The following is a 25623-nucleotide window of genomic DNA, read 5'->3' on the forward strand; positions in this document are numbered from 1 at the left end:
TCTCGGTCGGTCAACCTTGCGTACGTGCGATCCAGTTTGCGCCTGGACTCGTTCAGCGCGACGAGCAATCGTCGGTGAATCGAGTCACAGTGCGTATGAATGATGGCTTCGAGTTGTTAGTTCTCGTGGGCTCAACACTTCGTTACCTCAGTGCGTACACCCCGAGTCTATCGACCGCGTCTTCTACGCGGACTCTCTGCGGTGTCTCTTTTCCAGGTGGGTTTCGAGCTTAGATGCGTTCAGCTCTTACCCCGTGCCGCGTGGCTACCCGGCGACTGCCCTCTCGGACAACCGGTACACCAGTGGCGGCCAATCGTAGTTCCTCTCGTACTATACGATCGTTCCCGTCAGACACCATGACACACCCAATAGATAGCAGCCGACCTGTCTCACGACGGTCTAAACCCAGCTCACGACCTCCTTTAATAGGCGAACAACCTCACCCTTGCCCGCTTCTGCACGGGCAGGATGGAGGGAACCGACATCGAGGTAGCAAGCCACTCGGTCGATATGTGCTCTTGCGAGTGACGACTCTGTTATCCCTAGGGTAGCTTTTCTGTCATCAATTGCCCGCATCAAGCAGGCTAATTGGTTCGCTAGACCACGCTTTCGCGTCAGCGTTCCTCGTTGGGAAGAACACTGTCAAGCTATCTTTTGCTCTTGCACTCTTCGCCGGGTCTCTGTCCCGGCTGAGATAGCCTTAGGGCGCGCTCGATATCTTTTCGAGCGCGTACCGCCCCAGTCAAACTGCCCGGCTACCGGTGTCCTCCTCCCGGAGTGAGAGTCGCAGTCACCGACGGGTAGTATTTCACTGATGCCTCGGTGGCCCGCTAGCGCGGGTACCTGTGTAATGGCTCCTACCTATGCTGCACATCGGCGACCACGTCTCAGCGACAGCCTGCAGTAAAGCTCCATAGGGTCTTCGCTTCCCCTTGGGTGTCTCCAGACTCCGCACTGGAATGTACAGTTCACCGGGCCCAACGTTGGGACAGTGATGCTCTGGTTAATCCATTCATGCAAGCCGCTACTGATGCGGCAAGGTACTACGCTACCTTAAGAGGGTCATAGTTACCCCCGCCGTTGACAGGTCCTTCGTCCTCTTGTACGAGGTGTTCAGATACCTGCACTGGGCAGGATTCAGTGACCGTACGAGTCCTTGCGGATTTGCGGTCACCTATGTTGTTACTAGACAGTCCGAGCATCCGAGTCACTGCGACCTGCTCCGTTCCGGAGCAGGCATCCCTTATCGCGAACTTACGGGACTAACTTGCCGAATTCCCTAACGTCGGTTGCTCCCGACAGGCCGTGGCTTTCGCCGCCATGGACACCTGTGTCGGTTCTCGGTACGGACATCATACTCGTCTTTTCACGGGCCCCAGGTTGAATCACGTTTCCCTATCCCGCCGTTCGTCCGCTTCCTGCCGTTACGGCTTCCACGGAGTTGGACGGTTCGACCGGGCGAAAGCCCGGTGTGATCGACCCCAGGGCGTCGACTTTCACTGTATGATGGCACGGGAATATTAACCCGTTTCCCATTTCGTCTCAGTCGAGTTGCGGTGAGACTTAGGACCGGCTAACCCTCAGCTGATCAGCAGTGCTGAGGAACCCTTATCCATAAGGCCGTCGGGGTTCTCACCCGACTATCGCTGCTACTATGGCCAGGATTTTCGTCACTCATCGGTCCACAGGAGTTCTCACCCCTGCTTCCATCCAATGAGAGCGCCAATCTACTCGGTCACCCTGTGACGGGTGCGGGCAGGTCTCGGTGGTGGATTTGAGTCCCGATCATTTTGGGCGCCTCAAACCTCGGCCGGTAAGCTGTTACGCTTTTCTTAGAGGGTAGCTGCTTCTAAGCTCACCTCCCGGCTGTCTAGGGCTCGAGACCACCTTCAGAGGATTACACTTAATCCACACTTGGGGACCTTAACCTACCTCTGGGTTGTTCCCCTCCTGGTGCACAGGCTTACCCCGCACACCGGAATCCCCGCGTCGACGGCGTTCGTAGGTTTGGAGTTTGACAGGTGTGCCGACTCCTCTCGGAGGCGGTCACACCAATCGGTCGCTCTACCCCACGAACTACCTCGGCGGAGGTCATGCTTCGACATGTTTCGATTGGAACCAGCTGTTGCCGGACTCGATGGGCCTTTCACCCCTACACATAGATCACGAGAGGGTATTGTAGGACACCAACTCTAACAGGCCTCCACGTGCCTTTCGGCACGCTTCACCTTGTCCATGCGTAGATCGTCCGGATTCGGGTCGTGTCCGAGTGGCTCCCCGCCCTTGAAGACGGCGGCCCTCGCCGTGAGGCTGCGGCCATGTCGGTTTCCCTGTGCCTCCCCGGATGCTCCGGTTAGACTTGCCAATCAGACACACTCCCTGGCTCGTTTTTCAAAACGTACGACAGAACATCGGCTTCCCGTGAGTCTTACTGTGTCCTCGCGGACAGGTCATTCGTCACGGGACCTTGTATGCCCCGTCGCTCCATCGCCAACTGAGTTCAAGCTCTATTTCACCTCCCTTCTGAGGGTACTTTGCAGCGTTCGTTCACACTACTTGTGCACTATCGGTCTCGAGGAGTGTTTAGCCTTCGCAGTCGATGCCTGCGACGTTCGCGAGGGATATCCAACCCCCGCTACTCCGGAACTGACGCACGCCGTACTGGTCTCAATTACGGGGTTGTCACCCTGTATCACGCCCTGTTCCAAGGGACTTCATTGAGACGGTCGAGCGATGAGAGTCAGTCCAAACACCACATTGGTCGTGAGACCTTCGGTTTGGGCTGTATCGCGTTCACTCGCGGTTACTGACGACATCACGTTGCGTTTTCTTTTCCTCCCGATACTGAGATGTTTCAGTTCTCGGGGTTCCTCATTGCGCGAAGCAATTGCTGAGGAGATTCTCATTCGGACATCCTGAGTTCTTCGCCTCCGTGCGGCTCCCTCAGGCTTTTCGCAGCTTGGCACGTCCTTCTTCAGCTCTCGAGCCGAGCTATCCACCAGCTGGCATAGTAGCCAACGTCGTTGTGACTCGCTAAACTGAACGAGTCCAGTGGACGCCTGGATCGCACGTACACACGGTTTCATCCTCGCCCCCAAGGTGGTAGATGGTAGGCGAATCGACCCTTCCCAGCCGCGGTTTCACCCGGGCTGGTGCATCAGTCGTCGTACCGTGTTCGAACGCTGGCCCACACTTAAGGGGCGTGGTTCGAACGCGGTACGCAGTACGGACCGGCCGGGAGTTGCACCCGGCGTCCCGTAAGGGACTCCGTCTCGGAGTGGTCTCGTGAGCCCAGCGGGCCCATACAGTTGTCAGTGTACGCGCTGACGGTGCGGGTGACTTGTGGTCACCAGTCAGTTAAGGTGGGCTGAGGCAGAGCCTCAGTCCCGGTCTGTAGGAGGTGATCCAGCCGCAGATTCCTCTACGGCTACCTTGTTACGACTTAAGCCCCCTTGCGGAGCCCAGATTCGACCAGCGCCTGCTGGCCTCATCCGGACCCCACTCGGGTGCTTTGACGGGCGGTGTGTGCAAGGAGCAGGGACGTATTCACCGCGCGCTTCTGACACGCGATTACTACCGAATCCAGCTTCATGCGGGCGAGTTTCAGCCCGCAATCCGAACTACGACCACGTTTGGAGATTAGCTTCGCCTCTCGGCGTCGCGTCCCACTGTCGTGGCCATTGTAGCCCGCGTGTTGCCCGGTCCATTCGGGGCATACTGACCTACCGTTGCCCGTTCCTTCCTCCGCTTTAGCAGCGGCAGTCTCCGTAGTGTACCCGACTACCTCGAGGGTATCGCTGGCAACTACGGATGCGGGTCTCGCTCGTTGCCTGACTTAACAGGACGCCTCACGGTACGAGCTGACGGCGGCCATGCACCTCCTCTCAACAGCTCGAGTAAGGTCGTCAACCTGACTGTCGTGACTGTTGTCGGGACCGGTGAGATGTCCGGCGTTGAGTCCAATTAAACCGCAGGCTCCTCCGGTTGTGGTGCTCCCCCGCCAATTCCTTTAAGTTTCATCCTTGCGGACGTACTTCCCAGGCGGCTCGCTTATCGTCTTCACTACGGCACATCACGCACTCATGGTGCGTGACATACCTAGCGAGCATCGTTTACAGCCAGGACTACCCGGGTATCTAATCCGGTTCGAGACCCTGGCTTTCGTCCCTCACCGTCGGGTCCGGTCTCTCGACGTGCTTTCGCCATTGGTGGTCCGTCCAGGATTACAGGATTTCACTCCTACCCCGGACGTACCCGTCGAGTCTCTCGGCCCCAAGCCGTGTAGTTTCCGCTGGACGCCGACGCGTTGAGCGCGTCGATTTCCCAACGGACTTACACAGCAGGCTACGGACGCTTTAGGCCCAATAATATCGGCCATCACTTGGACTGCCGGTATTACCGCGGCGGCTGGCACCGGTCTTGCCCAGTCCTTGTTCCTGTACCACCTTACGGTACAGAAAAGCGAGGACTATATGCCCTCGCACTCGGAGTCCCCCTATCGCACTCTCGTGCAGTGTAAAGGTTTCGCGCCTGCTGCGCCCCGTAGGGCCCGGTATCTTGTCTCAGATACCGTCTCCAGGCTCTTGCTGTCACAACCTGTACCGATTATGGGCATGGTGGGCCGTTACCCCACCATCTACCTAATCGGCCGCAGCCACATCCTACAGCGCCGGAACGTTTCTCACTCTCGGCACTCCAGCGTGAGAGTGATATCCGCTATTGGCCTCAGTTTCCCGAGGTTATCGCGGTCTGTAGGGTAGTTTGGCCACGTGTTACTGAGCTATACGCCGCGAGTCTAAACTCGCGCGACTAGCATGGCTAAATCGGACTCCGATAGCAATGGCCTCCGGCAGGATCAACCGGAATGTGCTGACATGGGTCAGCGGCGGAAGTGGTTGCACTCCGTCGGAAGCGTAACCCATCGACTCCTACGTCGATGGTGACTACTGTATGGGTCCGTGGGCTCACATCAGATTCCATCTTGACGGCGGACCGCAGGGGTGGAATCCTCATGTTGGGTGACCCGTCGCGGGTGGCGACGAGTCGTGTCGGCCCGGGGCGACCCGGGGCGACCTTCGCATCATATCCGATGGGAGGGGTATACTTAAATGACTCGTCTCGGGGACGCCCTGTGCAGGCGGCACATGGCGCACACGTGACGGGATTACACACGTCGGAAAGGCCCTCTGCCGCCAGACGTGTCAAACATAAAGGCAGCCGAGTGGGTCACCGGATGCGGAAGGTCACGGAAGGGTGGGCGGGGCCTCGACATCCGAAACGTCGGCTCACCCGACGTACTGCGCCCAGAGGACGACGACGCTCGGCGTGACGACCATCGCGGTGAGGTACGAGTACAGAATCGCCAGCGCGGTGAGTATCCCGAACTGACCGAGGATGGGCGTAATCGCCAGCACGAGGACGCCGATGCCGCTGGTCGTGGTGAGCATGCTCCCGGTGAGTGCGCCACCCGTGCCGGTGACCGTGGTGGTCAACGCGGGGACGACGGCGTCTGTCGGCGCCGCGTCCCCGTCGGCCCCGAGGACTCGCGCGTCGTACTCGTCGGCGAACCGGTGGACGAAGTGCGCCGAGTAGTCGATGCCGAGGCCCAGCGAGATGGAGAGTATCGTCGCAGTGAGCGCGTTGAACGGGAGGCCGACGAGTCGCATGGTCCCGACGAGTAACGTGATGGTGACGAGGATGGGGACGAGGTTGACCGCTCCGAGGGACGCGCGCCCGACGAGAGCGCGATAGACGGCGACCAGAAAGAGCGCCGTCGCGGCCAGCGCCACCAGCAGACTCCGGATAGCGGAGGCGAGGATTGCGTCGGCGACGTCCTGAAAGACGACGACCGACCCGGTGGCCGTGGCCGCGTACCGATACCGGTCCGCGACGGTCCGCGCGTCGCTCGTGACCGCGCCCTGTTCGGCGTCGCTCTCCGTCGTGTAGACGACGCGCGCGCTCCGCAAGTCCTCGGTGATGTACCGGAGGGCGCTGTCGCGGGCGGACGACGAGAGCAGGGCTCGATAGATGGCTTCGAGGTTGTCGTCGGGGACGCCGTCGGCGTCGACGTCGCTCCGGGCGAGCAGTCGGCGGAACGAGTCCGACCGGTTGGCGTGGGACCGGATGACGCCGATGATGCTCTGCGCGTCCGCCTGCCGGTTCGTTGCCACGAACGAGTCGGGCGGGTTCCGCCCGGCCCGCTGGACCGACTCCAGCGCGTCGTCCCGACGGAGCGGTCCCTGCACGTAGACGACCACGGTGTCGCCCTGTGCGGCCTCGAAGTTCTCTTCGAGGAAGTTCGTCCGCTCGGTGACGGTGTACTCGCCCGGTCGGAAGGGTTCGGGGAGTTCCTCGAGGTACGCGGGGTTGTCCTCTGGAGGGAGGAAGTCGTCCTGTGAGAACGCGGTGTCGACGCCGGTCCCGTAGTACCCCGCGCTGGCGGACACGATCAAGACGACGAGGAGGAACGCTCTCGGGGCGCGCCGCGCGATGGCGACGCCGACCGGGAGGACGCGGCCGAGCGGCGTCTCCGCCCGACCGAGCGGTCGCTGAAACGGCATGGGGACGCCCAGCGAGGCGAACACTTCGTCGGCGGTGACCTTCGCCGCGGGGAGGAAGATGCCGAAGATGAGGAACGTGAAGACGATGCCGACGGCGGCGACGATGCCGAAGTCCCGAATCGGCCCGAGGTCGCTGACCGTGTTGGCGCTGAAGCCGATGACCGTGGTGCCGGTGACGATGAAGAAGGCCACGAGCAACTGCCGGTTCGCCACCGCCATCGACCGCCTGATACCGAAGCCGTCGACGCGCTCCTCGCGGTAGCGGTTGATGGCGTGCAGTCCGAAGTCGATGCCGACCGCGAGCAACAGGGGCGGTACCGCGATGAGCAGTTGCGTGAATGGGATGCCGGCGAGACCGAGGAACCCTATCGTCCAGACGACGGTCATGACCAGCGACAGCAACCCCAGCGCGAGGTCGACCGGGTTGCGGTAGGCGTAGACGAGGAAGACGAAGATGAGGGCGACGGCGGCGGGGACGACGATGAACAGCGAGTCGAAGATTATCGTCGAGAACTCCGCGGCGACCAGCCCCGAACCGAACACGACGATGTCGCCGTCTGCGGCGGCGACGACGCGTTGACTGCGGCGTTGGATGACCGTGAGCGGACTGTCGCCGCCGACCCCCGCCGTCTCGTCTACGCCCCCCGGGATACGGTGCTGGACGACGGCGACGGTCGCTCCGGCCCGCGCCGACTCGGGGTTGAAGTCCTCGCTCAGTTGGCTTCGAAAGCCGGGGTCGTCAGCCACGGCGCGGACCGCGCGGTCGACCTCACCGGGGGACGCGTCTTCGACGGCGCGAATCTGCGCGTCGAGCGTGGTCGCCGACGGGTCGAGCGTACGGGCGACGGTACTGGCGGCGCTACTCGTCGACGTGACCCGTATCTCCTCGCGTGATTCGAGGCGCTCCAGCGTCCGGAGCATCCGCAGGAGTTCCGGTTTCGCGAGGACGTTCCGACCCCGGTGAATCAACTGCGTGCTCCCGCCGTCCGACTGGAACGTGGGGCCGAAGTCCTCGTTCACCCGCTCCAGCGCCGTCTGCGCGGGGCTGTCCTGCGTGAACTGCTCGGTCCCCGCTTCCGTCGAGACGCTCGCGAGTCCGGGGACGAACAGGGCCGTCACGACGACGAAGGCGACCACGACGGCGGTCGGTCGTCCGGTGATGGCGTCGTTCACCCGACCGACGACGGTGTCCCGGGACGACACGGGTCAGCCCTCGGCCGTGTCGTCGTCGGGCGACCCGGCTGTATCGTCCCCCGACGCATCGGTGTCGTCCGGACCAACCTCTCGGCCGGTCGGTTCGTCCGTACCCTCGTCGGCCGCGTCCCGTCGGCGGCGGTAGAGCACCACGGCGACGGCGACGAGCAAGACGAACGCCACGACGAGGAGCAAGAGGAGCCACGGAATCCCGTCGCCGGCCGGTTCCTGCACCGTCACGGCGACCGAATAGGTGTCCGAGAGCTTCGTCTCCTCGTCGGGTTCCTGATACTGGAAGTCGACGAGGAGCGGGTAGTCCTTGGCCGTCGCGTCGCCGCTCGCGCTCACTTCGAAGACGAGGCGGACCGTCTCGCCGGGGTCGAGGCGGCCGACGAACGCTTGGTCGTCGTCGGTGCTCAACGGGTCGTTGACGAACACCTTGGCGTCGACGTTGGTGAGGGTGACCTCGTCGTTGTTCGTGACCAGCAGGGTCACCAACTCGGTGTCACCGGCACCGAGAGAGGCGTTCGCTCCCCGGACCCGAAATACCGGTCGCCGCTCGGCGACGGAAACGAACCCGGGGAGAGAGTCGCTCTCCCGAATCTCGTCCTCGGCGTTGGTGTACTCGACGACGAACGACACGCGTCGGTCGCCCGGTTCCGTCTCGTCCAGTACCTCGACGGGGTAGGAGACGGTCGCCGTCTCGCCCGCGCGGAACCGGCCGACGGGTGCTTCGGTCTCTTGGAGTTCGACGTTCTCGCTCCCGACCGAGAGTCGGACGAAGGCGTCGGAGACGGTCGTCGGCCCGCGGTTACGGATGGTCGCTCTGAGCGTCCCCTCCGCGCCCACCCGAAGCGTACCCCCGACGTCGGTGACGGCGAAGGACTGCTCCGGGGCGGTCGTGACGCCGATGGTCGTCGTTTCGGCGGGCTGACTGTCCCCAGAGGCGTCCTCGTACTCGACGCGGAGTCGGAGCGGGTAGCGCTGCCCGCCCGCGTCCTCGGGCGCCGAGAGGCGGAACGAGACCGGCCGCCGCTGGTCGGGGCGCAACTCGTCCACGAATCGCGTGGCGTTCGCCGCGCCCTCGACGTCCAGTTCGTCACTCTGGGAGCGCAGCGAGACGAGCACCTGTCGGACCGTCGAGTCGCCCGCGTTTTCGAGCGTGAGCGTGACGTTGCCCTCGTCACCGGCCCGGAGGGACTCGGCCACGTCGACGACCCGGAACGTGTCTCGCTCCCGCGCGACCGACAAGGTCGAGGCGAGACGCTCGCTCTCGCGCCGGTCGCCGTCGGCGGTGGTGTACCGAACCACGAACGGGACCTGTCGCGGGATTGCCTCTGCGTCGGACGGAATCACGACGGGTAGACGGAACCGGGCGGACGACCCGACGGAGAGGTTCCCGATGGCGTACTCGGTCTCCTGTGGCACCAGCGAGTCGGTCGTCGGCCTGAGTTCGACGACGACGTCCTCGACGGCGCGGGGCCCGTCGTTGACGACGCGGCCGGTCAGGTCTCGTTCGGCGCCGACTTCGAGGGCACCCCTGACGTCCCTGACCGAGAACGCCTGTTCCGGGGCGGGATGGAGGGCGAGCGCGATTGGGTCCGACCGCTGTTGGTCGCCGTCGTCGTCCTCGTAGGCGACGCGCACGTCGAACGGGTAGTCCTGCGGGGCCGCGTCCTCGGGCGCGGCGACCTGAAACCGGACGGTCCGACGCTCGCCGGGGTCCCATCGGCCGACCGCTCTGCTCCCGTTGGTCCCGCCGGCCGCACCGACGGTCAGGTCCCCGCTCACCGACTGCAACTGGACGACCGCGTTCGTAATCGATTCGCGCCCGGTGTACCGGAGGCGGAGTGCGACGGTCCCCGACTCACCGACCTGCACGCCGTTGTCGAGGTCGACCACGCGGAACTGGCCCGCCTGCGCGGCCACACGGTACCGCGCCGCGAGGCGGCGACTCTCGACGACGTCGCCCTCCTCGTTTCGGTACTCGACGACGAACTCGAACTGCTTGCGGCCGGGTCTGGCGCGGTCGCGGACCCGAATCGGGAACTCGAAGGACTCCCGGTCGCCGGCGGCGAAGTCCCCGAGGACGTACTCCGATTCGAGCGCCACGACGTCGTCGCTCGGCGGAATCACGCGCAGGACCGCCGACTCGGCGTCCTGTGGCCCCTCGTTCTCGATGTCGCCGGAGACGCTCCCGTCGCGGCCGACCCGAAGCAGTCCCTCCGTGTCGCTGACGTCGAACGACTGCTCGGCGTCCGGCGTGACCCCGAACTGCACGTCGTCTGCGACCTGTTCGTCGCCGTCCCCGTCGGTGTACTGGACCGTCACCGCCACCGGGTACTCGTCGGTCGAAGCCGAGTCGGCCACCCGCGTCTGGACGTCGAAAGTCTCCGACTCGCCGGGGTCCCACTCCCCGACGAACCGCGTCGCGTTCCGCCCGCCGCCGAGTTGGAGCGTGCGGTCCGGAGAGGTGAACGTCACTCGGGCGTCCGTCAGCGTCTCCTCGCCGTCGTTGACCAACGTGACCGAGACGGACCCGCGGTCCCCGATTTGGGCGTCGGAGAGGACGCTCTCGACTTCGAACACCTCGGCTTCCTCGCGGATAGTCACCGTCTCGAACAGCGGGTCGCTCGTCCGCCGGTCGCCCTCGTCGGTCGTGTACCGCACCGCGAACTCGAACTGCCAGTCGGTGGGTTCGACGGTGTCGGCGACGCGAAGCGGCAGTTCGAAGTCGGTGTCCTCGTCGTCGTCGAGGTCGCCGAGCGGAACCTCGGTCTGCAACGGCGTCACCCCGTCTATCGAGGACCGGAACACCAACACCGCGTCCTCGACGTCGTTCGGCCCCTCGTTCTCGATGTCGCCGGAGACGGTCCCGTCGTCGCCGACCTGGAGGTCCCCAGACACGTCGTCGAGGTCGAACGACTGTTCGGCGTCCGGTTCGACGCCGAAGCGAACGTCGTCTGCGACCCGTTCGTCGCCGTCCTCGTCGGTGTACCGGACGGTCACCGTCACCGGGTACTCGTCGGTCGTCGACTCGTTCGAGAACCGCGTTCGCAGTTCGAACGTCTCCTCGTCCCCGTCGTCCCACTCCTCGACGAACCGCGTCGCGTTCCGCGACGTGCCGAACCGGAAGGCCGGGTCCAGCGAGGAGAAGCGCACCCGCGCGTCCGTCAACTCCTCGTCGCCCTCGTTCTCCAGCGTCACGGTCACCGTCCCGCGCTCGCCGACCTGCGAGTCGACGTCGACGTCCTCGACGTCGACGACGTCTTGCCGGTCCCGTATCTTCACGTCCGCGAACAGCGGCCCGCTCTCGCGTCGCTCGCCCGCCTCGGTGGTGTACTGGAGCGCGAACTCGAACTGTCGCTTCGTTGGCTCTGCCGTCCGTGCCACGCGGAAGGGCAGTTCGACCGTCCGCGACTCGTCGTCCTCGAACTCGCCCAGCGCGACTTCCGACTTCAGCGGGGTGACGCCGTCGGCCGTCTCGCGGACGACCAAGACGGCGTCCTCGACGTCTCGCGGACCGTCGTTCTCCACCGTGACCTCGATGTCGCCGTCGTCGCCCGCCCGAAGCGACCCGTCGACGTCGTCTATCGAGAACCGCTGTTCCGCATCTGGGTCGATACCGAACGTCAGCGGCGCCGACGCCGTCGCGTTCCCGTCGGGGTCGGTGTACCGGACCGTCACCGAGAGCGGGTACTCCTGGGACCGCGCGTCGTCCGTCGCCGACACCGCGAACTCGACCGTCTCCGTGTCACCCTCGTCCCAGTCGCCGACGAACCGACTCCCGTTGCGTCCGGCCCCCACGCGAATCTCCGGGTTCTGGGACTGCAACACCACCGTCGCCGCCGAGAGGTCGCCGAGGCCCTCGTTCTCCAACTCGACGGTGACGGTCCCCGATTCGCCGACCTGCAGGTCCGTATCGACGTCTCTGAGCCTGAACCCCGCGTCAGCATCCGCCCCATCGCCGTCACTGTCGTCACAGTCGCCACAGTCGTCCCCTCCGCCATCGTTGTCACTCCCGCCGTCATCGTCGTGCCCGTCGTGCCCGTCGTCGTCCCCACCCCCGGACGTACCGCTCGCCAGCGTGGGAGCGACGCCCGCTGCCAGTGCGAGGGCGGAACACACCAGCACGACGGCGGCTACGGCGAACGTTCGAGACATCCGTTCACGACACACCGTCGAACGCGCCGTGCGGGGTGGGCGGCCTATCGCGACGCCTATCTCTGGTGGCCATCAATCGAACGTACCAATCGCCACGGGCCACTTTGTATTGCCCTCGTATATCCGGCTAAGGCGATTATAACTGCCATCGGGTTGTCAGTTCCGCTCGAAGTAGAAGCGGATTATCGCCCGACCACGGCGTTCACTGGAGGTCCGAGCCGAGCAGTTGGCGACCGAACTCGGAGAGTGCGACAACCGGTTCGATGAAACGGCGGACTCGCCACCGCTGTCGAATGGTTCGAAAACTGGACACGGACGACCTGCAAGAGAGAGGGGCCAGTCGTCACGCGCCACCTTCCGGTTACGACGCGCGCCCGAGCATGGAACGAGGACCATCGCCCCGGAACGGTCGCTCTCAGGCACGCTCGGTAGACGGTCGAACTGCGCGATGTCCGTCAGGAGCGGCGAAAATCTTTCGCAACACGTCCTTTAGCACACCAATAATATTTGATACCAACTGGACAGTGGTACACGTCTCGACGTGCGACGCGGAGCGGAGATGTGTCGTCGACTGCACGTCCGCTCCGCGAACGCAACGGCAGACGGGGCGAGCGCCCAACACCGCCGGCCGTCCCGACCCCACCGGGCCCATCACCCCGCGAGAGACACACCCTCCACAAATGACACGCAATCGCCGTACGTACTTGGCAACCCTCGGAACGATAGCATTCGGTGGCTGTCTCGGCAGTCCGAACGAGTCGACTCCAACGGCCCGGACTCGGACCGCCACCGACGAGGGCACGACCGATGCCACTAGCACGACCGCTGAACACACCACGTCCGACGACGATACGACCACCGCCCGAGAGCACCACGAGACGACCATCGGATTCGCCGGTGATACGATGGTCGGGCGGAGCCTCAACCGGATTTACGGCCAGGACGACGTCGACCCAGCGGCCATCTGGGGCGACTTCCAGTCCGAACTCGAATCACTCGATGGGGTCTGCTGTAACCTCGAGTGTTGTCTCTCGAAGCGCGGCGAACGGTTCCCCAACCGAGCGTACCACTTTCGGGGGAACCCCGAGTGGGCAGTCCCCGCACTCGAAGCCGGGAACGTCACGTTCACCGCGCTGGCGAACAACCACGCGATGGATTTCGGAGCAGTCGCTCTCACCGACACCATCGACGTGCTCGAAGCGGCCGGAATCGAGAACGCGGGCACCGGTGAGACTCCCGCGGCGGCCTGGGCGCCGGCCACGTTCTCCGTCGGTGGTCTCGACGTCGCCGTCGTCTCTTTCTCGGAGGAGGGTAGCGTGTACGGCGTGACCGACGACCGACCCGGTATCGCCTGGGCCAAGGCCGACTCCGAACACCCGGAAACCCGACGCCTCGTCGAGAAGGCACTCGCGCGCGCTCGAGCGACCGAGCCGGACGTACTCGTCGCCTCGGTCCACTGGGGGGAAAACTGGGTCGAACGACCGAGCGATAGACTCGTCTCGTTCGGTCACTGGCTCGTCGACCAGGGCGTGGACCTCGTTCACGGCCACAGCGCACACGTCGTTCAGGCGGTCGAACAGTACGGCGAGGGCGTCATCCTGCACGACACCGGGGACCTCGTCGACGATTTCGGGGTGAAAGACGACCTCGGGAACAACAAGAGTTACCTCTTCGAGGTCACCCTCACGGGCGGAGCGGTGACGGAGATACGACTGGTTCCGTTCTTTATCGGCGACCACGTCTATCCAGCCAAGGAATCGGGCGCGACGTGGCTCAGAGAGACCATACGTGAACGCTCCGAGCCGTTCGAGACGACGTACGAACGGGACGGTGACGAACTCGTGGTCCGTCTCTGAGCCGGTCGGTCGTAGCTGTCCCTACTGAGACCCGTGGCGGATTGAATCTAGGCTTCGTGTATCGGTCGACGAGAGCTACCCTCTCAGGCGGACGGTGACGACGTAGGAGCTGGAACGGCCGAATCACCCGACAGGGTCGGCGTGGGACTCCCGGAGTTCGACCTTGCGTATCTTGCCCGTGGAGGTCTCGGGGAGGTCCTCGACGAACTCGACCACGGTCGGGCATTTGAAGTGCGCGAGGTTGTCGCGGGCGAACTCGATGACCCCTTCCTCGGAGAGGTCCGCGCCAGCGGCGGGCACGGCGATAGCTTTGGGCGTCTCGCCCCACTTCTCGTGGGGGACGCCGATTACGGCGACGCGCTCGATGTCGGGGTGGTCGTAGAGGGCGTCTTCGACCTCGACACTGGAGATGTTCTCGCCGCCGCTGATGATGACGTCCTTCTTGCGGTCCTTTATCGATATCATCCCGCGCTCGTCGACAGTGGCGAAGTCGCCGGTGTGGAACCACCCGTCGACCCGGTCGTGGAAGGCCTCCTGTGTTCGCTCGGGCTTGTTCCAGTAGCGGTCCATGACCTGGTTGCCCCGGACGACTATCTCGCCCATCGTCTCGTCGTCGTGCGGGACGTCCTCGCCGTCCCGGTCGACGACACGCAGTTCGGTCCCGAGCATGGCGTGGCCCTGACGGGTCTTGATCGCGAAGCGACCCTCACTCTCGATCCGGCGCGGCGAGTTACTCGTCGTTATCAACGGGCCGGTCTCGGTCAACCCGTAGACGTGCAGGATGTTCCAGCCCAGTTCGTCCTCGACGGTCCGGATGGTGGCCTCGGGCGGCGGGCTGGCCGCGGTCGCAATCCTGACCGGCTTGTCACCGGTCGCCGCGACGTCGTGGGCCTCGTAGTGGTCGACCATCGAGTTGAGGACCGTCGGCGCACCACAGAGGTAGCTCACGTCGTGGTCGTGGATGCGCTCGAAGGCGCCCTCGGCGTCGAAGGTGCGCTGGCAGACGTGCGTCCCGCCGACGCCGGTGATGACGTAGGGATACCCCCACCCGTTGACGTGGAACATCGGGAGCGTCCAGAGGTAGGCGTCGTCGTCGGTGACCTCGGTGTGGTGCGTGGTGATAAGCGCGTGCCAGTGTTCGGTGCGGTGGGTCCGGACCACGCCCTTCGGGTCGCCGGTCGTCCCGCTCGTGTAGTTGATAGTCGCGGGGTCGTCCTCGGAGATGTCTGGGCGCTCGACCTCGCCAGGGTCAGCCTCCGCAAGGAGTGACTCGTAGTCACGCCAGTCGCCGTCGACGCGGTCGGCCGGGTTGGCGACGAACGCCGTGGCGGGGACCTGACTGCGGACCGCCTCGATTTTCTCGGCGTACTCGTAGTCGGCGACGACCGCCCGGGCCCCGCAGTCGTCGAGGATGTACTCGTAGTCCTCGGGGATGAGCCGGTAGTTGAGCGGGACCGAGATGGCCCCGAGGACGTTGATACCGAACAGCGTCTCCAGAAACCAGTGTGTGTTCGGCGCGAGCAGCGCCACGCGGTCCCCCTTCTCGATGCCGAGGTTCGAGAGCGCCGCCGCCGCGCGGTCGACCCGCTCGCCGAACTCGGCGTAGGTGTACTCGGTGCCATCGTGAGCGACGACGCCGACGGCGTCGCCGTAGACGTCGACCCCCCTGTCGAGGAAGTCGAGCGTCGTCATCGGTCGGTGCATGATATGCCAAGACGTGACGGTGTGCCGTAAAGGTCTTTCTCCCCGGGCAACGCGAACACGCGACCCTCTGCGGACGGGAAGGGCGTTTCTGAGGGTTCTAGGGCCCTGTCGAACTGGTCCAGACACTGTACAGTCAGCACGACCCCTATATGAAGGGGTCCGCTGTGACGGGACTGAAACACACTCCCGGACACTCGATGTCAAAGTGTCAGCACCACCTACTGTTGTGGTTCAGCCGCGCGCCGTCCAAACCATTATCATCGTTAGTGGATGACTCCCAGACGATGTCCACAGCTCATCTCATCGCGGTCGGCTCCTCGCCGCTGGGCAAGACAGACCTGCCTGGCCGCGATTTATTCTCGAAAGCGCTGGCCGAGGCCTTCGAGGACTTGCCCGACCCGGCCGACGTCGTCGACGGACTGTACGTCGGCGCCCAGTCCGAACGGTACGAGAACCAGATCATGCAGGGGACGCTCATGGCCGAGTGGGCCGGCCTGCGGAACGTCCCCGCAGAGCGTGTCGAGGCGTGTGCGGCCGCTGGTGCGCTCGCGCTCAAGAACGCAGTCCGGGACGTCCGGGCGGGCGTCCACGACGCAGTGCTTGCCTGTGGCGTCGAGAAGATGACCGCCGGCGGGACCGAGGGTGCCACGAACGCGCTCGGTGCCGCCTTCGAGCGGGCCTTAGAACAGCGGTCCGGAATCACCGCGCCCGCTACGTACGCCCTACTCGCGCGGCGATACCTCCACGAGACCGACGCGACGGAACGAGACCTGGCCAGAATCGCCGTGAAGAACCACCGGAACGCGGCGGCCAACCCACGGGCGATGTTCCAGCAAGCAGTCGATGTCGAGACCGCTATGGACGCGCCCGACGTCGCTCCCCCGCTGAAACTGTACGACTGTGCGCCGGTTACCGACGGTGCCGCAGCCGTCGTCGTCGCGAACGACGAGGTGGCGGCCGACCTGCAGCGCCGTCCCGACGCAGTCCGCGTGGCCGGCGTCGGCTCGGCGGCCAACAACCTCGGCGTCGCGGAGCGTGACCTGACGTTCGTCGAGGGGGCGAACGTCGCTGCCTCGACCGCCTACGAGGACGCTGGCGTTGACGCCGCGGATGTCGACGTCGCGGAAGTCCACGACGCCTTCACCGTCTGTGAGGCACTGCTGGCCGAGGCCGCCGAGTTCGCCCCCAAGGGCCGCGGAATCGAGACGGTCGAGGAGCCTGTGGACCGGTCGGCGGGCTGGACCGACGTCCAGATCAACACCAGCGGCGGACTGAAGGCCCGTGGCCACCCGATCGGGGCGACCGGGCTGTTGCAGGCAGTCGAAGCGTACGAACAGCTCACCGGACGGGCCGGTGAACGGCAGGTGGCCGACGCCGACACCGCGCTCCTCATCAACGAAGGCGGCGTCGCGGACGCCCACACTGTGGCACACGTCCTGACTGCACAATGACCGACGAGGGTGACTCACCGATGACAGACACCGACTCCACGACGACGGGACCGCTCGCACCGGACGACATCACCGCCGACTCGCCGTTCACGCTCCCCGGCTTCTTCGACGCGTTAGCTGCGGGCCGGTTGCTGGCCGCCCGCTGTACCGAGTGTGAGACACACATGCTTCCGCCTCGCCCCGCCTGTTACGGCTGTGGCAGCCGGGCAGTCACGCTCTCGGAACAGCCCCGGACCGGCGAGGTGATATCGTACACGTCGGTCAACCGACCCCCGTCCGCGTTCGAGCACCTGGCGCCGATCACCGTCGCAGTGGTCGAACTCGACTCCTCGGCTCGACTTACCGGTCGCGTCGCCGCTCCGCTCGAGGACGTCACCATCGGCGACCGCGTCGAACTCCGGGTCCGAGACCCCGAGACGCTCGATATCGATCCGGACTTCGACCTGTCCTACGAGGAGGAGTGGCCGATCCACGTCTTCGAACTACTGTGAACGGATAGAACACTGGGGACGTTCGTTCGCGGTGCCCTCGTGAGTGGTGGGTGAGCGACGACTACCGTCGCTCGTAATATCGACCGTCGCCAGTGGATTTCTGTGCGTCTTCGATCAACCGCACCAACAGCGGCCAGCACAGCCGTCGAGACGCATCAGCGCCCGAGACGATTACATGCGTGAGCTCACACGACGACGGGTGCGTCACGAACCGTGACGGAACCGATTTAACCTAGTTCGGCAAAACAGCCGTATTAGGCCATACACTAGCTAAATATCCGATAGAGAATGAATGGACTCGCCGGGATACGATGACGTTGCGTGAAAGAATCGGTTAAATCAGCCCGCAGTCAGGTGATTACGAATATGGGGATATCTAATCGTCGTCGGCAGTGTAGGCACCGCTCCGATGTTCGATGCGATGGACTTCCAGTACTGGTCCGCTTCGATCGAGTGTACAGGCGAGTCGGTACTGCCCAACCCGGAGTTTCGAGAACGGGCCACCAGTCAGCGGTTCGAGAAAGTCGTCGGGTTCGCGCCATTCTGACTCGACGATTTCATCCAATTTCGAGATAATCCGGTCCTGTACGTGCGGGTCGAGGGAATCGAACTGGTCGGCCGCCCTCGTCGTGAACTTCCACGTCCACTCGTCACTCGTCATCTTCGTCTCGACCCATCAGCTCGACGACTTCCTCACGCGACACTAACTCTGCGTCGCCAGACCGCAGTTCGTGTTCACTGGCAGCAATCTGTTTCCATCCCTCGCGAGAGAACTCGGGGTGTTTCACCGCGTCGCGTGCTGCGTATCGGAGGAACTCACTCCGCGAATTGAATCCCTCCTCTTTCCACGTTGTGTCGATATCTTCGAGGAACGCCTTGCTCAGCCGGAGGTTGATCTGGACCATCTCTGGTCCATCATCGCCGGTCGTGGTGTCTGCATCAGACATATACACGTGCTTTACGTTCACATATACAAAACCTTGCCGCTGGACTGAACAAGAGAGTGGCCTCTAGGGAGGGGGTGCTCATTAAATGACATCCGTCATGGAGCGTGATGAATTCACAAGGAGTTACTCACACCCCTCGAAAATCAGCTATAGAACACACCTAACTGGGATATAAGTAGGAATGGACTCGCCGGGTTGGATAGTCCCGGAGATCGCGCACAATTCCACCTGAAGAGAAGGGAATGGGCTGACTGAGAGCCCCCGGACGGACTGCGCCGAGCGACTGCCGAAGGTTTATTCGACAGACGAGCGAATATTCGGGTACATGGCCAGTTCTACTCGTGACGGTGGCTCCGACCACGAAGACGAGATTCGGATGTGGCGCGAGGGAGACGGCTGGGTCATCACCGACGTGGAGACCGGCGTCACCACACAAGGAGACACCCGTGAAGGGGCGCTGGAGATGCTTGACGAAGCGGTCGCTCTGCACAACGGCGAGATCGGACACGAACCGACCGACGCGGAACTCCGCGAACTCGGTATCGACCCGGACGACAACTCGACCGGTGACTCGGAACCACCGGAGTTCATGCAGTAGATGGGGCGGCGAACGTTTTCCGGGATGGAGGTCGTGAAAGTGCTGGTGAACGCTGGTGGATTTGAGTGGCGACGGACAACCGGCGACCACGCCCAGTTGTACTACGAACACCCGACCAACGAAGACGATCGACGGCAGGTCACGGTCCCGTTGCACGACGAGCTCAGAACAGGGACACTCAGAGACATCGCCGAGAGTTCTGGTGCGAACGACTTCGAAACGTTTTGCGACTGGCTTGACCGAAACGCCTGAATCGTCAACCCCTCGATTGACGGAGCGGTTATTTCTGACCGTACCCGAACCGGAATCTACCGAATACAGGCTTGAATAGTCTCTCTTCCCGATAGTTCGAGAAGTGTTAGAATTCTTATGGACTCGCCGGGATTTGAACCCGGGGCCTCTTCCTTGCGAAGGAAGCGATCTGCCACTGATCTACGAGCCCGCTTCGTCTGCCACTCGAACGCGGGGTGGTATAAACCCTGCGCGTGAGGGCGAACTTCGATAGCGATTCACACGGAACGTGGGGTGTGTCCCGGCGTGCGATTCGGGTCGGGCGCCGAAGCCGAGGAACGGACCGTGCCGGTCTAGTCCTCGAGGACGATCTCGATGGAGACGTCGTTGGGCACCTGGATGCGCATCAGTTGGCGCAGCGCCCGTTCGTCGGCGTCGATGTCGATGAGCCGCTTGTGGACCCGCATCTCCCAGTGTTCCCACGTCGCGGTCCCCTCACCGTCGGGGGACTTGCGGGTGGGCACTTCCAGCGTCTTCGTCGGGAGCGGGACGGGACCGGACAGTTCGACGCCGGTCTTCTCCGCTATCTCCCGCACGTCGGCGCAGATGTCGTCGAGGTCCTCGGGGCTCGTACCCGCGAGCCGAACGCGTGCCTGCTGGGACATGTGTTATCGCTCGTTGACGCTGAGGACCTTGCCGGCGGCGATGGTCTGACCCATGTCGCGGATAGCGAACGAACCGAGCTCCGGAATCTCGGAGGACGGCTCGATGCTGAGCGGCTTCTGGGGTCGGATGGTGACGACAGCGGCGTCGCCGTTCTGGATGAAGTCGGGGTTCTCCTCGGCGACCTCACCGGACGACGGGTCGATCTTCTTGTCGATGGACTCGACGGTACACGCGACCTGTGCGGTGTGCGCGTGGAAGACCGGCGTGTACCCCTCGGTGATGACCGACGGGTGCTGCATCACGACGACCTGTGCCTGGAACGTCTCGGCGACGGACGGCGGGTCGTCGGCCGGACCACAGACGTCACCGCGGCGGATGTCGTCCTTGCCGACGCCACGGACGTTGAACCCGACGTTGTCACCGGGCTCGGCCTTCGGGACTTCCTCGTGGTGCATCTCGACGGTCTTGACCTCACCGGAGACGTCCGAGGGCTGGAAGGAGACGTTGTCGCCCGTGTTCAGGATACCGGTCTCGACGCGGCCGACCGGGACCGTACCGATACCGGAGATGGTGTAGACGTCCTGAATCGGCAGTCGGAGCGGCGCGTCCGTCGGCGGCTCCGGAGCCGGCAGGTTGTTGAGGGCGGTCAGCAGGATGTCGCCGTCGTACCAGCCCGTGTTGTCGGACTCCTCGGCGATGTTGTCGCCCTCGAAGGCCGAAATCGGGATGAACGAAGCGTTCTCCGTGTCGAAGCGGACCTGGTTGAGGAGGTCCTTGACCTCTTCGACGGTCTGCTTGTAGTCGGACTCGCTGTAGTCGACGAGGTCCATCTTGTTGACGGCGACGATGAGTTCGCCGATGCCCAGCGTGCGGGCCAGGAAGACGTGCTCCTGCGTCTGCGGCTGGACGCCGTCGTCGGCGGCGACGACGAGCACGGCGTTGTCGGCCTGGCTCGCGCCGGTGATCATGTTCTTGACGAAGTCGCGGTGGCCAGGACAGTCGACGATGGTGAAGTCGTACTCGTCGGTACTGAACTCCTGGTGGGCGATGTCGATGGTGACACCGCGTTCGCGCTCTTCGGCGAGGTTGTCCATGACGTAGGCGAACTCGAAACCGCCCTTGCCCTTCTCCTCGGCCTCTTCCTTGTGCTGTTCGATGACGTGCTCCGGTACCGATCCTGTCTCGTAGAGGAGTCGGCCGACGAGCGTGCTCTTACCGTGGTCAACGTGGCCGATGATGGCCAGGTTCTGGTGTTGTTCGTCGCTCATTGTTGTTTCTCACGCGCAGGGGCGCTATATCGGAGTCTTTGGCCGGTGGTTCATAAAACGATTTCGAAAGCACTCGCCGAGGAGACGGGCGCTGTCTGGCGATTTGGGACGCGGTGTCACGCGACGGGGGTGCCGACACCGGCAGGAACGGCCTACAGTTCGGGGAGTCGACCGACGTCCGCGAGGACGGCGCTGGCCGTCTCGGGACCGCCGGCACCGCGACCGGAGATGTTGAGACGCCCGGCGTGTTCGGTCTCCAGTTGGACGATGTTCCGGGTGCCGGTCGGCGCCAGCGGCGCGTTCTCCGGGACGAGTCGGGGGCTGACGCGGACCTCGCCCTCTGCCACTTCGGCGATGAGGCGGACGGTGCGGCCGTCCTCGGCGGCCAGTTCGAGCGCGCTCCCCTCGATGTCTTCGATGCCCTCGACCGTCGCGTCGTCGAGCGTGTACTCCTGCCCGTCGCCCGCGAGGACGTTGGCGACGATGACGCCCTTGAGCGCGGCGTCGGTGCCGTCCACGTCGAAGGTGGGGTCGGCCTCCGCGACGCCGAGGTCCTGTGCCTCCGCGAGGACGTGTTCGTAACCGAGGCCCTCGGCGCTCATCCGCGAGAGGATGAAGTTCGCGGTGCCGTTGAGGACGCCCCGCACCGCGTTGATGTGTTCGGGATCGAAGTCGGCGATGGTCGAGAGCACCGGCATCGCGCCGCCGACGGTGGCCTCGAACAGCACCGTCCCCGCGCTCTCGCGTTCGAGTGCGCGCACGTCCGCGTACCGTTCGGCGACCGGCCCCTTGTTGGCGAGGACGACGTGACGGTCCCGTTCGAGTGCGGCCTCGACGTGGCCGAAGCCGGGTTGGGCGTCGCCTAGCGTGGTCGGCGTCGCCTCGACGAGGACGTCGTACTCGCCGTCGAGGGCGTCAGAGGGGGCGGCATCGCCGAGGATACCGTCGGTCCGCTTCCGGTCGAGCGCGGCCGCCACGTCGACGCCCGACGGGTCGACGGCGGCGCTCTGGGAGTCCGCGAAGGTGGTGACGGAGTGGCCGTAGTCGGCCGCCAGTTCTGCGACCGAGGAGCCGACCGCACCGGCCCCGAGGATGGCGAGTCTCATAGCTCACCTCCGGCGGCGAGGGGTTCGATGACGCGCAACTCCTTCTCGGTGGCCAACTCCCGAATCGTCTCCATCACGCCGGCGGCGGCGCCCTGTTCGGTCGCCAGTCGGATGCGCGCGCTGGAGGCGTCGTCGGTCCCCTCGGGGGCCGACAGCGAGAGGTCGGTCACCGTCGCGTCCGTCGTCCCCTGGATGCGTGAGAGCGTATCGGAGAGGTCCGAGTCGATGAGGTGGCCCGAGAGGACGACCGTGAGCGTCTCGCTGTAGCGCTCGGCGCCGGCCTGGATGACGTTGATGCCGGCGTCGCGCACGGCGTCGACGATGGCCTCGAACCGCTCGGGGGTCGCCTCTAGGTCGACCTCCACGGGGATGTGTCCGCGGGGCGTGACGTTGCCCCGCTCGTGGAAGATAGAGAGGAGGTTCCCGCCGTTGTTGGCGATGGGTTCGAGCGCCCGCAACAGCTCGCCCGGTTCGTCGACCAGTTCGAGCCGCAGTGTGTAGGACCGAACCTCGTCGGTCGAGTCGCTCATCGCCCGCTCACCTCCTGTGAAGTAGTGCCGCTCATTGTGGGAGACTCAGCAGGGGCACGTATAAGAAACCGTCCGTTTGGCCGGCGGCCTCAGGGGAGATACCTGTCGTAGATGTCGTCTATCACCTCGTTGAACTGCTCGCCTCGCGGGGAGCCCCACGGGTTGCGCGAGAAGTAGTAGATGGCGGCGAACAGCGTCGATATCCAGAGCGCGACGGCCGGTGGGGCGACCAACCCCCAGAGCACCGTCGAGGTGCCCGCGACGAGCGCCGCGACGAGGAGGTCGACGAGTTGGTGGAGACGGTTCGACATGCTCGCGTGTTGGCCGTGGGGGAGCCTAAATCTGCGGGGCGCGAGGGCGGCCATCGGGGTTCCCACGTTCCACTCGGGATTCGCGTCGCGAGACGGCGTCCCGTTCCCTCGGTGCAGAAACCGAGGCCGCGCGGCGGGGTTGGACGAACAGATAGCCGCCGCTGACTGAGACTGACGGCACAGAGATAGAGAACAGCAGAAGCGAGGCGCGGGCGGGCCTTAGAAGTAGTCGATGGCCTGGGGCAGTTCCGTCTTCATGCCCTTGCGCTCGCGAATCTCGGTGATCTTCTCGGGCTGGAGGTTGTCGGCCATGACCTGGAAGCCGGCGTTCTCGGTGTTCCAAGAGGCACGGCCCTCGGTGGCCGAGCGGATGTCCGAGGAGAACCCGATCATCTCGTCGACGGGGGCGACGCCCTCGACGACCATCAGGTCCCCTTCCTGGTACATGTCGTCGACGCGGCCACGGCGACCCTGAATCTCGCCGGACGCCGCGCCCATGTGGTCGTTGGGCACGTCGATGCGGACCTGCTGAATCGGCTCCAGCAGCTTGATGTCGGCGTCGATGAGGGCGTTGTGGACGGCCTCACGGACGGCCGGGATGACCTGTGCCGGGCCACGGTGGATGGCGTCCTCGTGGAGGCGGGCGTCGTGGAGACGGATGAGCGACCCCTGGACCGGTTCGGCGGCCAGCGGACCGTCGTCGAGAGCCTCTTCGAGCCCCTCGATGACGAGTTCCATCGTCTCGTTGAGGTGCTGGATACCCTTCGTGTCGTCGATGAGGATGTTCGTCCCGTGGATGTGTTCGACCTCTTGGGACGTCTCCTTGTCCATGCCGGCCTCCTGCAGCGCTTCGCGGCGCTCCAGTTCGGGCATGTCCATGGACGCTTCGCCGAGTTTGATGGTCTCGACGATGTCCTCACCCAGCGGTTCGACGGTGATGTAGAACCGGTTGTGGTTGTTCGGCGAGCGACCCTCGACCTCGCGGGAGTTGCTCTGGGGCGCCTCGCGGTAGACGACGATGGGCTCCCCGGTGTTGATGGGGATGCCCTGGTTGCGCTCGATGCGCTGGCCGATGACCTCCAGGTGGAGTTCACCCTGCCCGGAGATGAGGTGTTCGCCGGTGTCCTCGTTGATTTCGACCTGAATCGTCGGGTCCTCCTTCGCGACCTGCTGGAGCGTCTGGATGAGCTTCGGCAGGTCGTCCATGTTCTGTGCCTCGACGGACTTCGTGATGACCGGCTCCGAGATGTGCTCGATGGACTCGAACGGCGTCATCTCGACGGAGGAGACGGTCGAACCGGCGATGGCGTCTTTCAGACCGGTGACGGCGGCGATGTTCCCGGCGGGAACCTCCTCGACCTCCTCGCGCTCGCCACCCATGTAGATGCCGACGCTCTGGATGCGGTTCGTGCCCGCGGTCCCGGAGACGTAGAGGTTCTGTCCCTTCTCCAGCGTGCCGGAGAAGACGCGGCCGGCGGCGATTTCGCCGGCGTGGGGGTCGACGCCGATGTCGGTCACCATCAGGACGACTTCCCCGTCCTCGTCGACCAGACGCATGCTCTCTGCGAGTTCGGACTCGGCGTCGCCGCGCCAGATACGCGGGATACGACGGGGCTGGGCGTCGACGGGGTTCGGGAAGTGCTCACAGACCATGTCGAGCACGACGTCCGACAGCGGCGTGCGCTCGTGGAGCTCTTGGCGCTTGTCGGCGCGTTCGAGTTCCATGATTTCGCCGAAGTCCATGCCGGTGCGCTGCATCGACGGCATCGAGACGCCCCACTTGTAGAGGGCGGACCCGAAGCCGACGGTGCCTTCCTCGACGGAGACCGTCCAGTCCTCGACGTCGTCCATCTCCTCGGTCATCCCGCGGATGAGTTCGTTGACGTCCTGGATGACCGCGAGGAGACGCTGCTGCATCTCTTCGGGCCCCTCCTGCAGTTCGGAGATGAGGCGGTCGACCTTGTTGATGAACAGCGTCGGCTTGACGCCCTCGCGGAGCGCCTGCCGGAGCACCGTCTCCGTCTGTGGCATGGCGCCCTCGACGGCGTCCACCACGACGAGCGCACCGTCGACGGCGCGCATCGCGCGGGTCACGTCGCCACCGAAGTCGACGTGGCCGGGAGTGTCGATGAGGTTGATGAGGTGGTTCTGGTCCTCGTACTCGTGGGTCATCGAGACGTTCGCGGCGTCGATGGTGATACCGCGTTCCTGCTCGTCTTCCTCCGTGTCCATGGCTAGCTGCTGGCCAGCCGTGTCGTCGGAAATCATGCCCGCACCGGCGAGCAGGTTGTCCGTCAGCGTCGTCTTGCCGTGGTCGACGTGAGCGGCGATGGCGATGTTCCGGATGTGCTCCGGGTCGTCCATCAATGTCTCACATTCTTGAACGATTTTCTTACGTCGGCCCATTATACAGAACCGTATCCACAGGAGGGTCAAAAGGATAGTGTTTCCATGTGAGCGTGCCATTCGCACGCGAACGTAGCGCTCGGGAGACGGCGGTCGATGTGGCGTCGCACTCGGCCCGTCTGCGGGACCCTACCGGGGCG

The 25623-nt window shown here is 64.4% G+C and carries 16 protein-coding genes, 1 tRNA gene and 2 rRNA genes; 5 read left to right on the forward strand and 14 right to left on the reverse strand.

Going from position 1 to position 25623, the window contains the following annotated elements:
• Window positions 1–96 precede the first annotated feature (96 nt).
• The 4 genes from Hhyl6_RS06145 to Hhyl6_RS06160 form a co-directional block, all read right to left on the reverse strand.
• Window positions 97–3024: ribosomal RNA gene (locus Hhyl6_RS06145) — 23S ribosomal RNA — on the reverse strand.
• Between the two features lie 371 nt (window positions 3025–3395).
• A 16S ribosomal RNA gene (locus Hhyl6_RS06150) occupies window positions 3396–4866 on the reverse strand.
• Together the 16S and 23S rRNA genes form the textbook arrangement of a ribosomal RNA operon.
• Window positions 4867–5285: 419 nt before the next feature.
• Window positions 5286–7763, reverse strand: coding sequence for an efflux RND transporter permease subunit (locus tag Hhyl6_RS06155; protein ID WP_483738342.1), 2478 nt, complete (start codon window positions 7761–7763; stop codon window positions 5286–5288).
• A 3-nt stretch (window positions 7764–7766) separates the two neighbouring features.
• On the reverse strand, window positions 7767–11918 hold the full coding sequence (locus Hhyl6_RS06160; protein WP_483738343.1) for a COG1361 S-layer family protein: 4152 nt from the start codon (window positions 11916–11918) through the stop codon (window positions 7767–7769).
• A gap of 704 nt (window positions 11919–12622) precedes the next feature.
• Between Hhyl6_RS06160 and Hhyl6_RS06165 the strand changes: the two genes are divergently transcribed.
• The gene (locus Hhyl6_RS06165; RefSeq protein WP_483738344.1) at window positions 12623–13774 is read left to right on the forward strand and encodes a CapA family protein; all 1152 of its coding nucleotides are present in this window, start codon (window positions 12623–12625) and stop codon (window positions 13772–13774) included.
• A 123-nt stretch (window positions 13775–13897) separates the two neighbouring features.
• On the opposite strand, the gene Hhyl6_RS06170 is transcribed toward Hhyl6_RS06165, so the two are convergent.
• Window positions 13898–15478, reverse strand: coding sequence for a long-chain-fatty-acid--CoA ligase (locus tag Hhyl6_RS06170; protein ID WP_483738345.1), 1581 nt, complete (start codon window positions 15476–15478; stop codon window positions 13898–13900).
• Window positions 15479–15762: 284 nt separating this feature from the next.
• Here Hhyl6_RS06170 and Hhyl6_RS06175 point away from each other — a divergent pair, with 284 nt between their 5' ends.
• Window positions 15763–16929, forward strand: coding sequence for a thiolase C-terminal domain-containing protein (locus tag Hhyl6_RS06175; RefSeq protein ID WP_483738346.1), 1167 nt, complete (start codon window positions 15763–15765; stop codon window positions 16927–16929).
• A gap of 20 nt (window positions 16930–16949) precedes the next feature.
• A complete protein-coding gene (locus Hhyl6_RS06180) occupies window positions 16950–17420 on the forward strand; it encodes a Zn-ribbon domain-containing OB-fold protein (RefSeq protein WP_483738347.1) in 471 nt (156 codons plus the stop codon).
• A gap of 376 nt (window positions 17421–17796) precedes the next feature.
• Here the strand turns inward: Hhyl6_RS06180 and Hhyl6_RS06185 are convergent, their stop codons facing one another.
• Together Hhyl6_RS06185 and Hhyl6_RS06190 are read right to left on the reverse strand one after the other, a co-directional pair.
• Window positions 17797–18081 (reverse strand): type II toxin-antitoxin system RelE family toxin, encoded by a 285-nt coding sequence (locus Hhyl6_RS06185; RefSeq protein WP_220617979.1) that lies wholly within the window; start codon window positions 18079–18081, stop codon window positions 17797–17799.
• Window positions 18071–18367 (reverse strand): ribbon-helix-helix domain-containing protein, encoded by a 297-nt coding sequence (locus Hhyl6_RS06190; protein WP_220617978.1) that lies wholly within the window; start codon window positions 18365–18367, stop codon window positions 18071–18073. Before Hhyl6_RS06190 ends, Hhyl6_RS06185 begins: the two co-directional genes overlap by 11 nt.
• Before the next feature lie 325 nt (window positions 18368–18692).
• Here Hhyl6_RS06190 and Hhyl6_RS06195 point away from each other — a divergent pair, with 325 nt between their 5' ends.
• Both Hhyl6_RS06195 and Hhyl6_RS06200 read left to right on the forward strand, forming a co-directional pair.
• Window positions 18693–18965, forward strand: coding sequence for a type II toxin-antitoxin system HicB family antitoxin (locus Hhyl6_RS06195; RefSeq protein WP_483738348.1), 273 nt, complete (start codon window positions 18693–18695; stop codon window positions 18963–18965).
• Entirely contained in the window at window positions 18966–19217 is a 252-nt protein-coding gene (locus Hhyl6_RS06200; RefSeq protein ID WP_483738349.1) for a type II toxin-antitoxin system HicA family toxin, read from the forward strand.
• 118 nt (window positions 19218–19335) lie between these two features.
• On the opposite strand, the gene Hhyl6_RS06205 is transcribed toward Hhyl6_RS06200, so the two are convergent.
• The 7 genes from Hhyl6_RS06205 to Hhyl6_RS06235 all read right to left on the reverse strand — a co-directional run bounded on the left by Hhyl6_RS06205 (window position 19336) and on the right by Hhyl6_RS06235 (window position 25483).
• Window positions 19336–19407, reverse strand: a tRNA-Ala gene (locus tag Hhyl6_RS06205).
• A gap of 142 nt (window positions 19408–19549) precedes the next feature.
• A complete protein-coding gene (gene rpsJ / locus Hhyl6_RS06210; RefSeq protein ID WP_135305362.1) occupies window positions 19550–19861 on the reverse strand; it encodes a 30S ribosomal protein S10 in 312 nt (103 codons plus the stop codon).
• A gap of 3 nt (window positions 19862–19864) precedes the next feature.
• Window positions 19865–21130: a translation elongation factor EF-1 subunit alpha gene (gene tuf / locus Hhyl6_RS06215; protein WP_483738350.1), complete on the reverse strand. Its 1266-nt coding sequence runs from the start codon at window positions 21128–21130 to the stop codon at window positions 19865–19867.
• A gap of 152 nt (window positions 21131–21282) precedes the next feature.
• Window positions 21283–22236, reverse strand: coding sequence for a homoserine dehydrogenase (locus Hhyl6_RS06220; RefSeq protein ID WP_483738351.1), 954 nt, complete (start codon window positions 22234–22236; stop codon window positions 21283–21285).
• Complete coding sequence (locus Hhyl6_RS06225; protein WP_483738352.1) at window positions 22233–22766, reverse strand: amino acid-binding protein; 534 nt, start codon at window positions 22764–22766, stop codon at window positions 22233–22235. Before Hhyl6_RS06225 ends, Hhyl6_RS06220 begins: the two co-directional genes overlap by 4 nt.
• Window positions 22767–22855: 89 nt before the next feature.
• The gene (locus tag Hhyl6_RS06230) at window positions 22856–23077 is read right to left on the reverse strand and encodes a hypothetical protein (protein ID WP_483738353.1); all 222 of its coding nucleotides are present in this window, start codon (window positions 23075–23077) and stop codon (window positions 22856–22858) included.
• 219 nt (window positions 23078–23296) lie between these two features.
• Complete coding sequence (locus Hhyl6_RS06235; protein WP_483738354.1) at window positions 23297–25483, reverse strand: elongation factor EF-2; 2187 nt, start codon at window positions 25481–25483, stop codon at window positions 23297–23299.
• Window positions 25484–25623 lie beyond the last annotated feature (140 nt).

This window comes from Haloarcula sp. H-hyl6 (assembly GCF_056934455.1).

Coding starts and splice junctions, on each gene's coding strand:
- Hhyl6_RS06160 (WP_483738343.1), bottom strand. CDS start 11,918: ATGTCTCGAACGTTCGCCGTAGCCGCCGTCGTGCTGGTGTGTTCCGCC.
- Hhyl6_RS06170 (WP_483738345.1), bottom strand. CDS start 15,478: ATGCACCGACCGATGACGACGCTCGACTTCCTCGACAGGGGGGTCGAC.
- Hhyl6_RS06175 (WP_483738346.1), top strand. CDS start 15,763: ATGTCCACAGCTCATCTCATCGCGGTCGGCTCCTCGCCGCTGGGCAAG.
- Hhyl6_RS06180 (WP_483738347.1), top strand. CDS start 16,950: ATGACAGACACCGACTCCACGACGACGGGACCGCTCGCACCGGACGAC.
- Hhyl6_RS06185 (WP_220617979.1), bottom strand. CDS start 18,081: ATGACGAGTGACGAGTGGACGTGGAAGTTCACGACGAGGGCGGCCGAC.
- Hhyl6_RS06190 (WP_220617978.1), bottom strand. CDS start 18,367: ATGTCTGATGCAGACACCACGACCGGCGATGATGGACCAGAGATGGTC.
- Hhyl6_RS06195 (WP_483738348.1), top strand. CDS start 18,693: ATGGCCAGTTCTACTCGTGACGGTGGCTCCGACCACGAAGACGAGATT.
- Hhyl6_RS06200 (WP_483738349.1), top strand. CDS start 18,966: ATGGGGCGGCGAACGTTTTCCGGGATGGAGGTCGTGAAAGTGCTGGTG.
- rpsJ (WP_135305362.1), bottom strand. CDS start 19,861: ATGTCCCAGCAGGCACGCGTTCGGCTCGCGGGTACGAGCCCCGAGGAC.
- tuf (WP_483738350.1), bottom strand. CDS start 21,130: ATGAGCGACGAACAACACCAGAACCTGGCCATCATCGGCCACGTTGAC.
- Hhyl6_RS06220 (WP_483738351.1), bottom strand. CDS start 22,236: ATGAGACTCGCCATCCTCGGGGCCGGTGCGGTCGGCTCCTCGGTCGCA.
- Hhyl6_RS06225 (WP_483738352.1), bottom strand. CDS start 22,766: ATGAGCGACTCGACCGACGAGGTTCGGTCCTACACACTGCGGCTCGAA.
- Hhyl6_RS06230 (WP_483738353.1), bottom strand. CDS start 23,077: ATGTCGAACCGTCTCCACCAACTCGTCGACCTCCTCGTCGCGGCGCTC.
- Hhyl6_RS06235 (WP_483738354.1), bottom strand. CDS start 25,483: ATGGGCCGACGTAAGAAAATCGTTCAAGAATGTGAGACATTGATGGAC.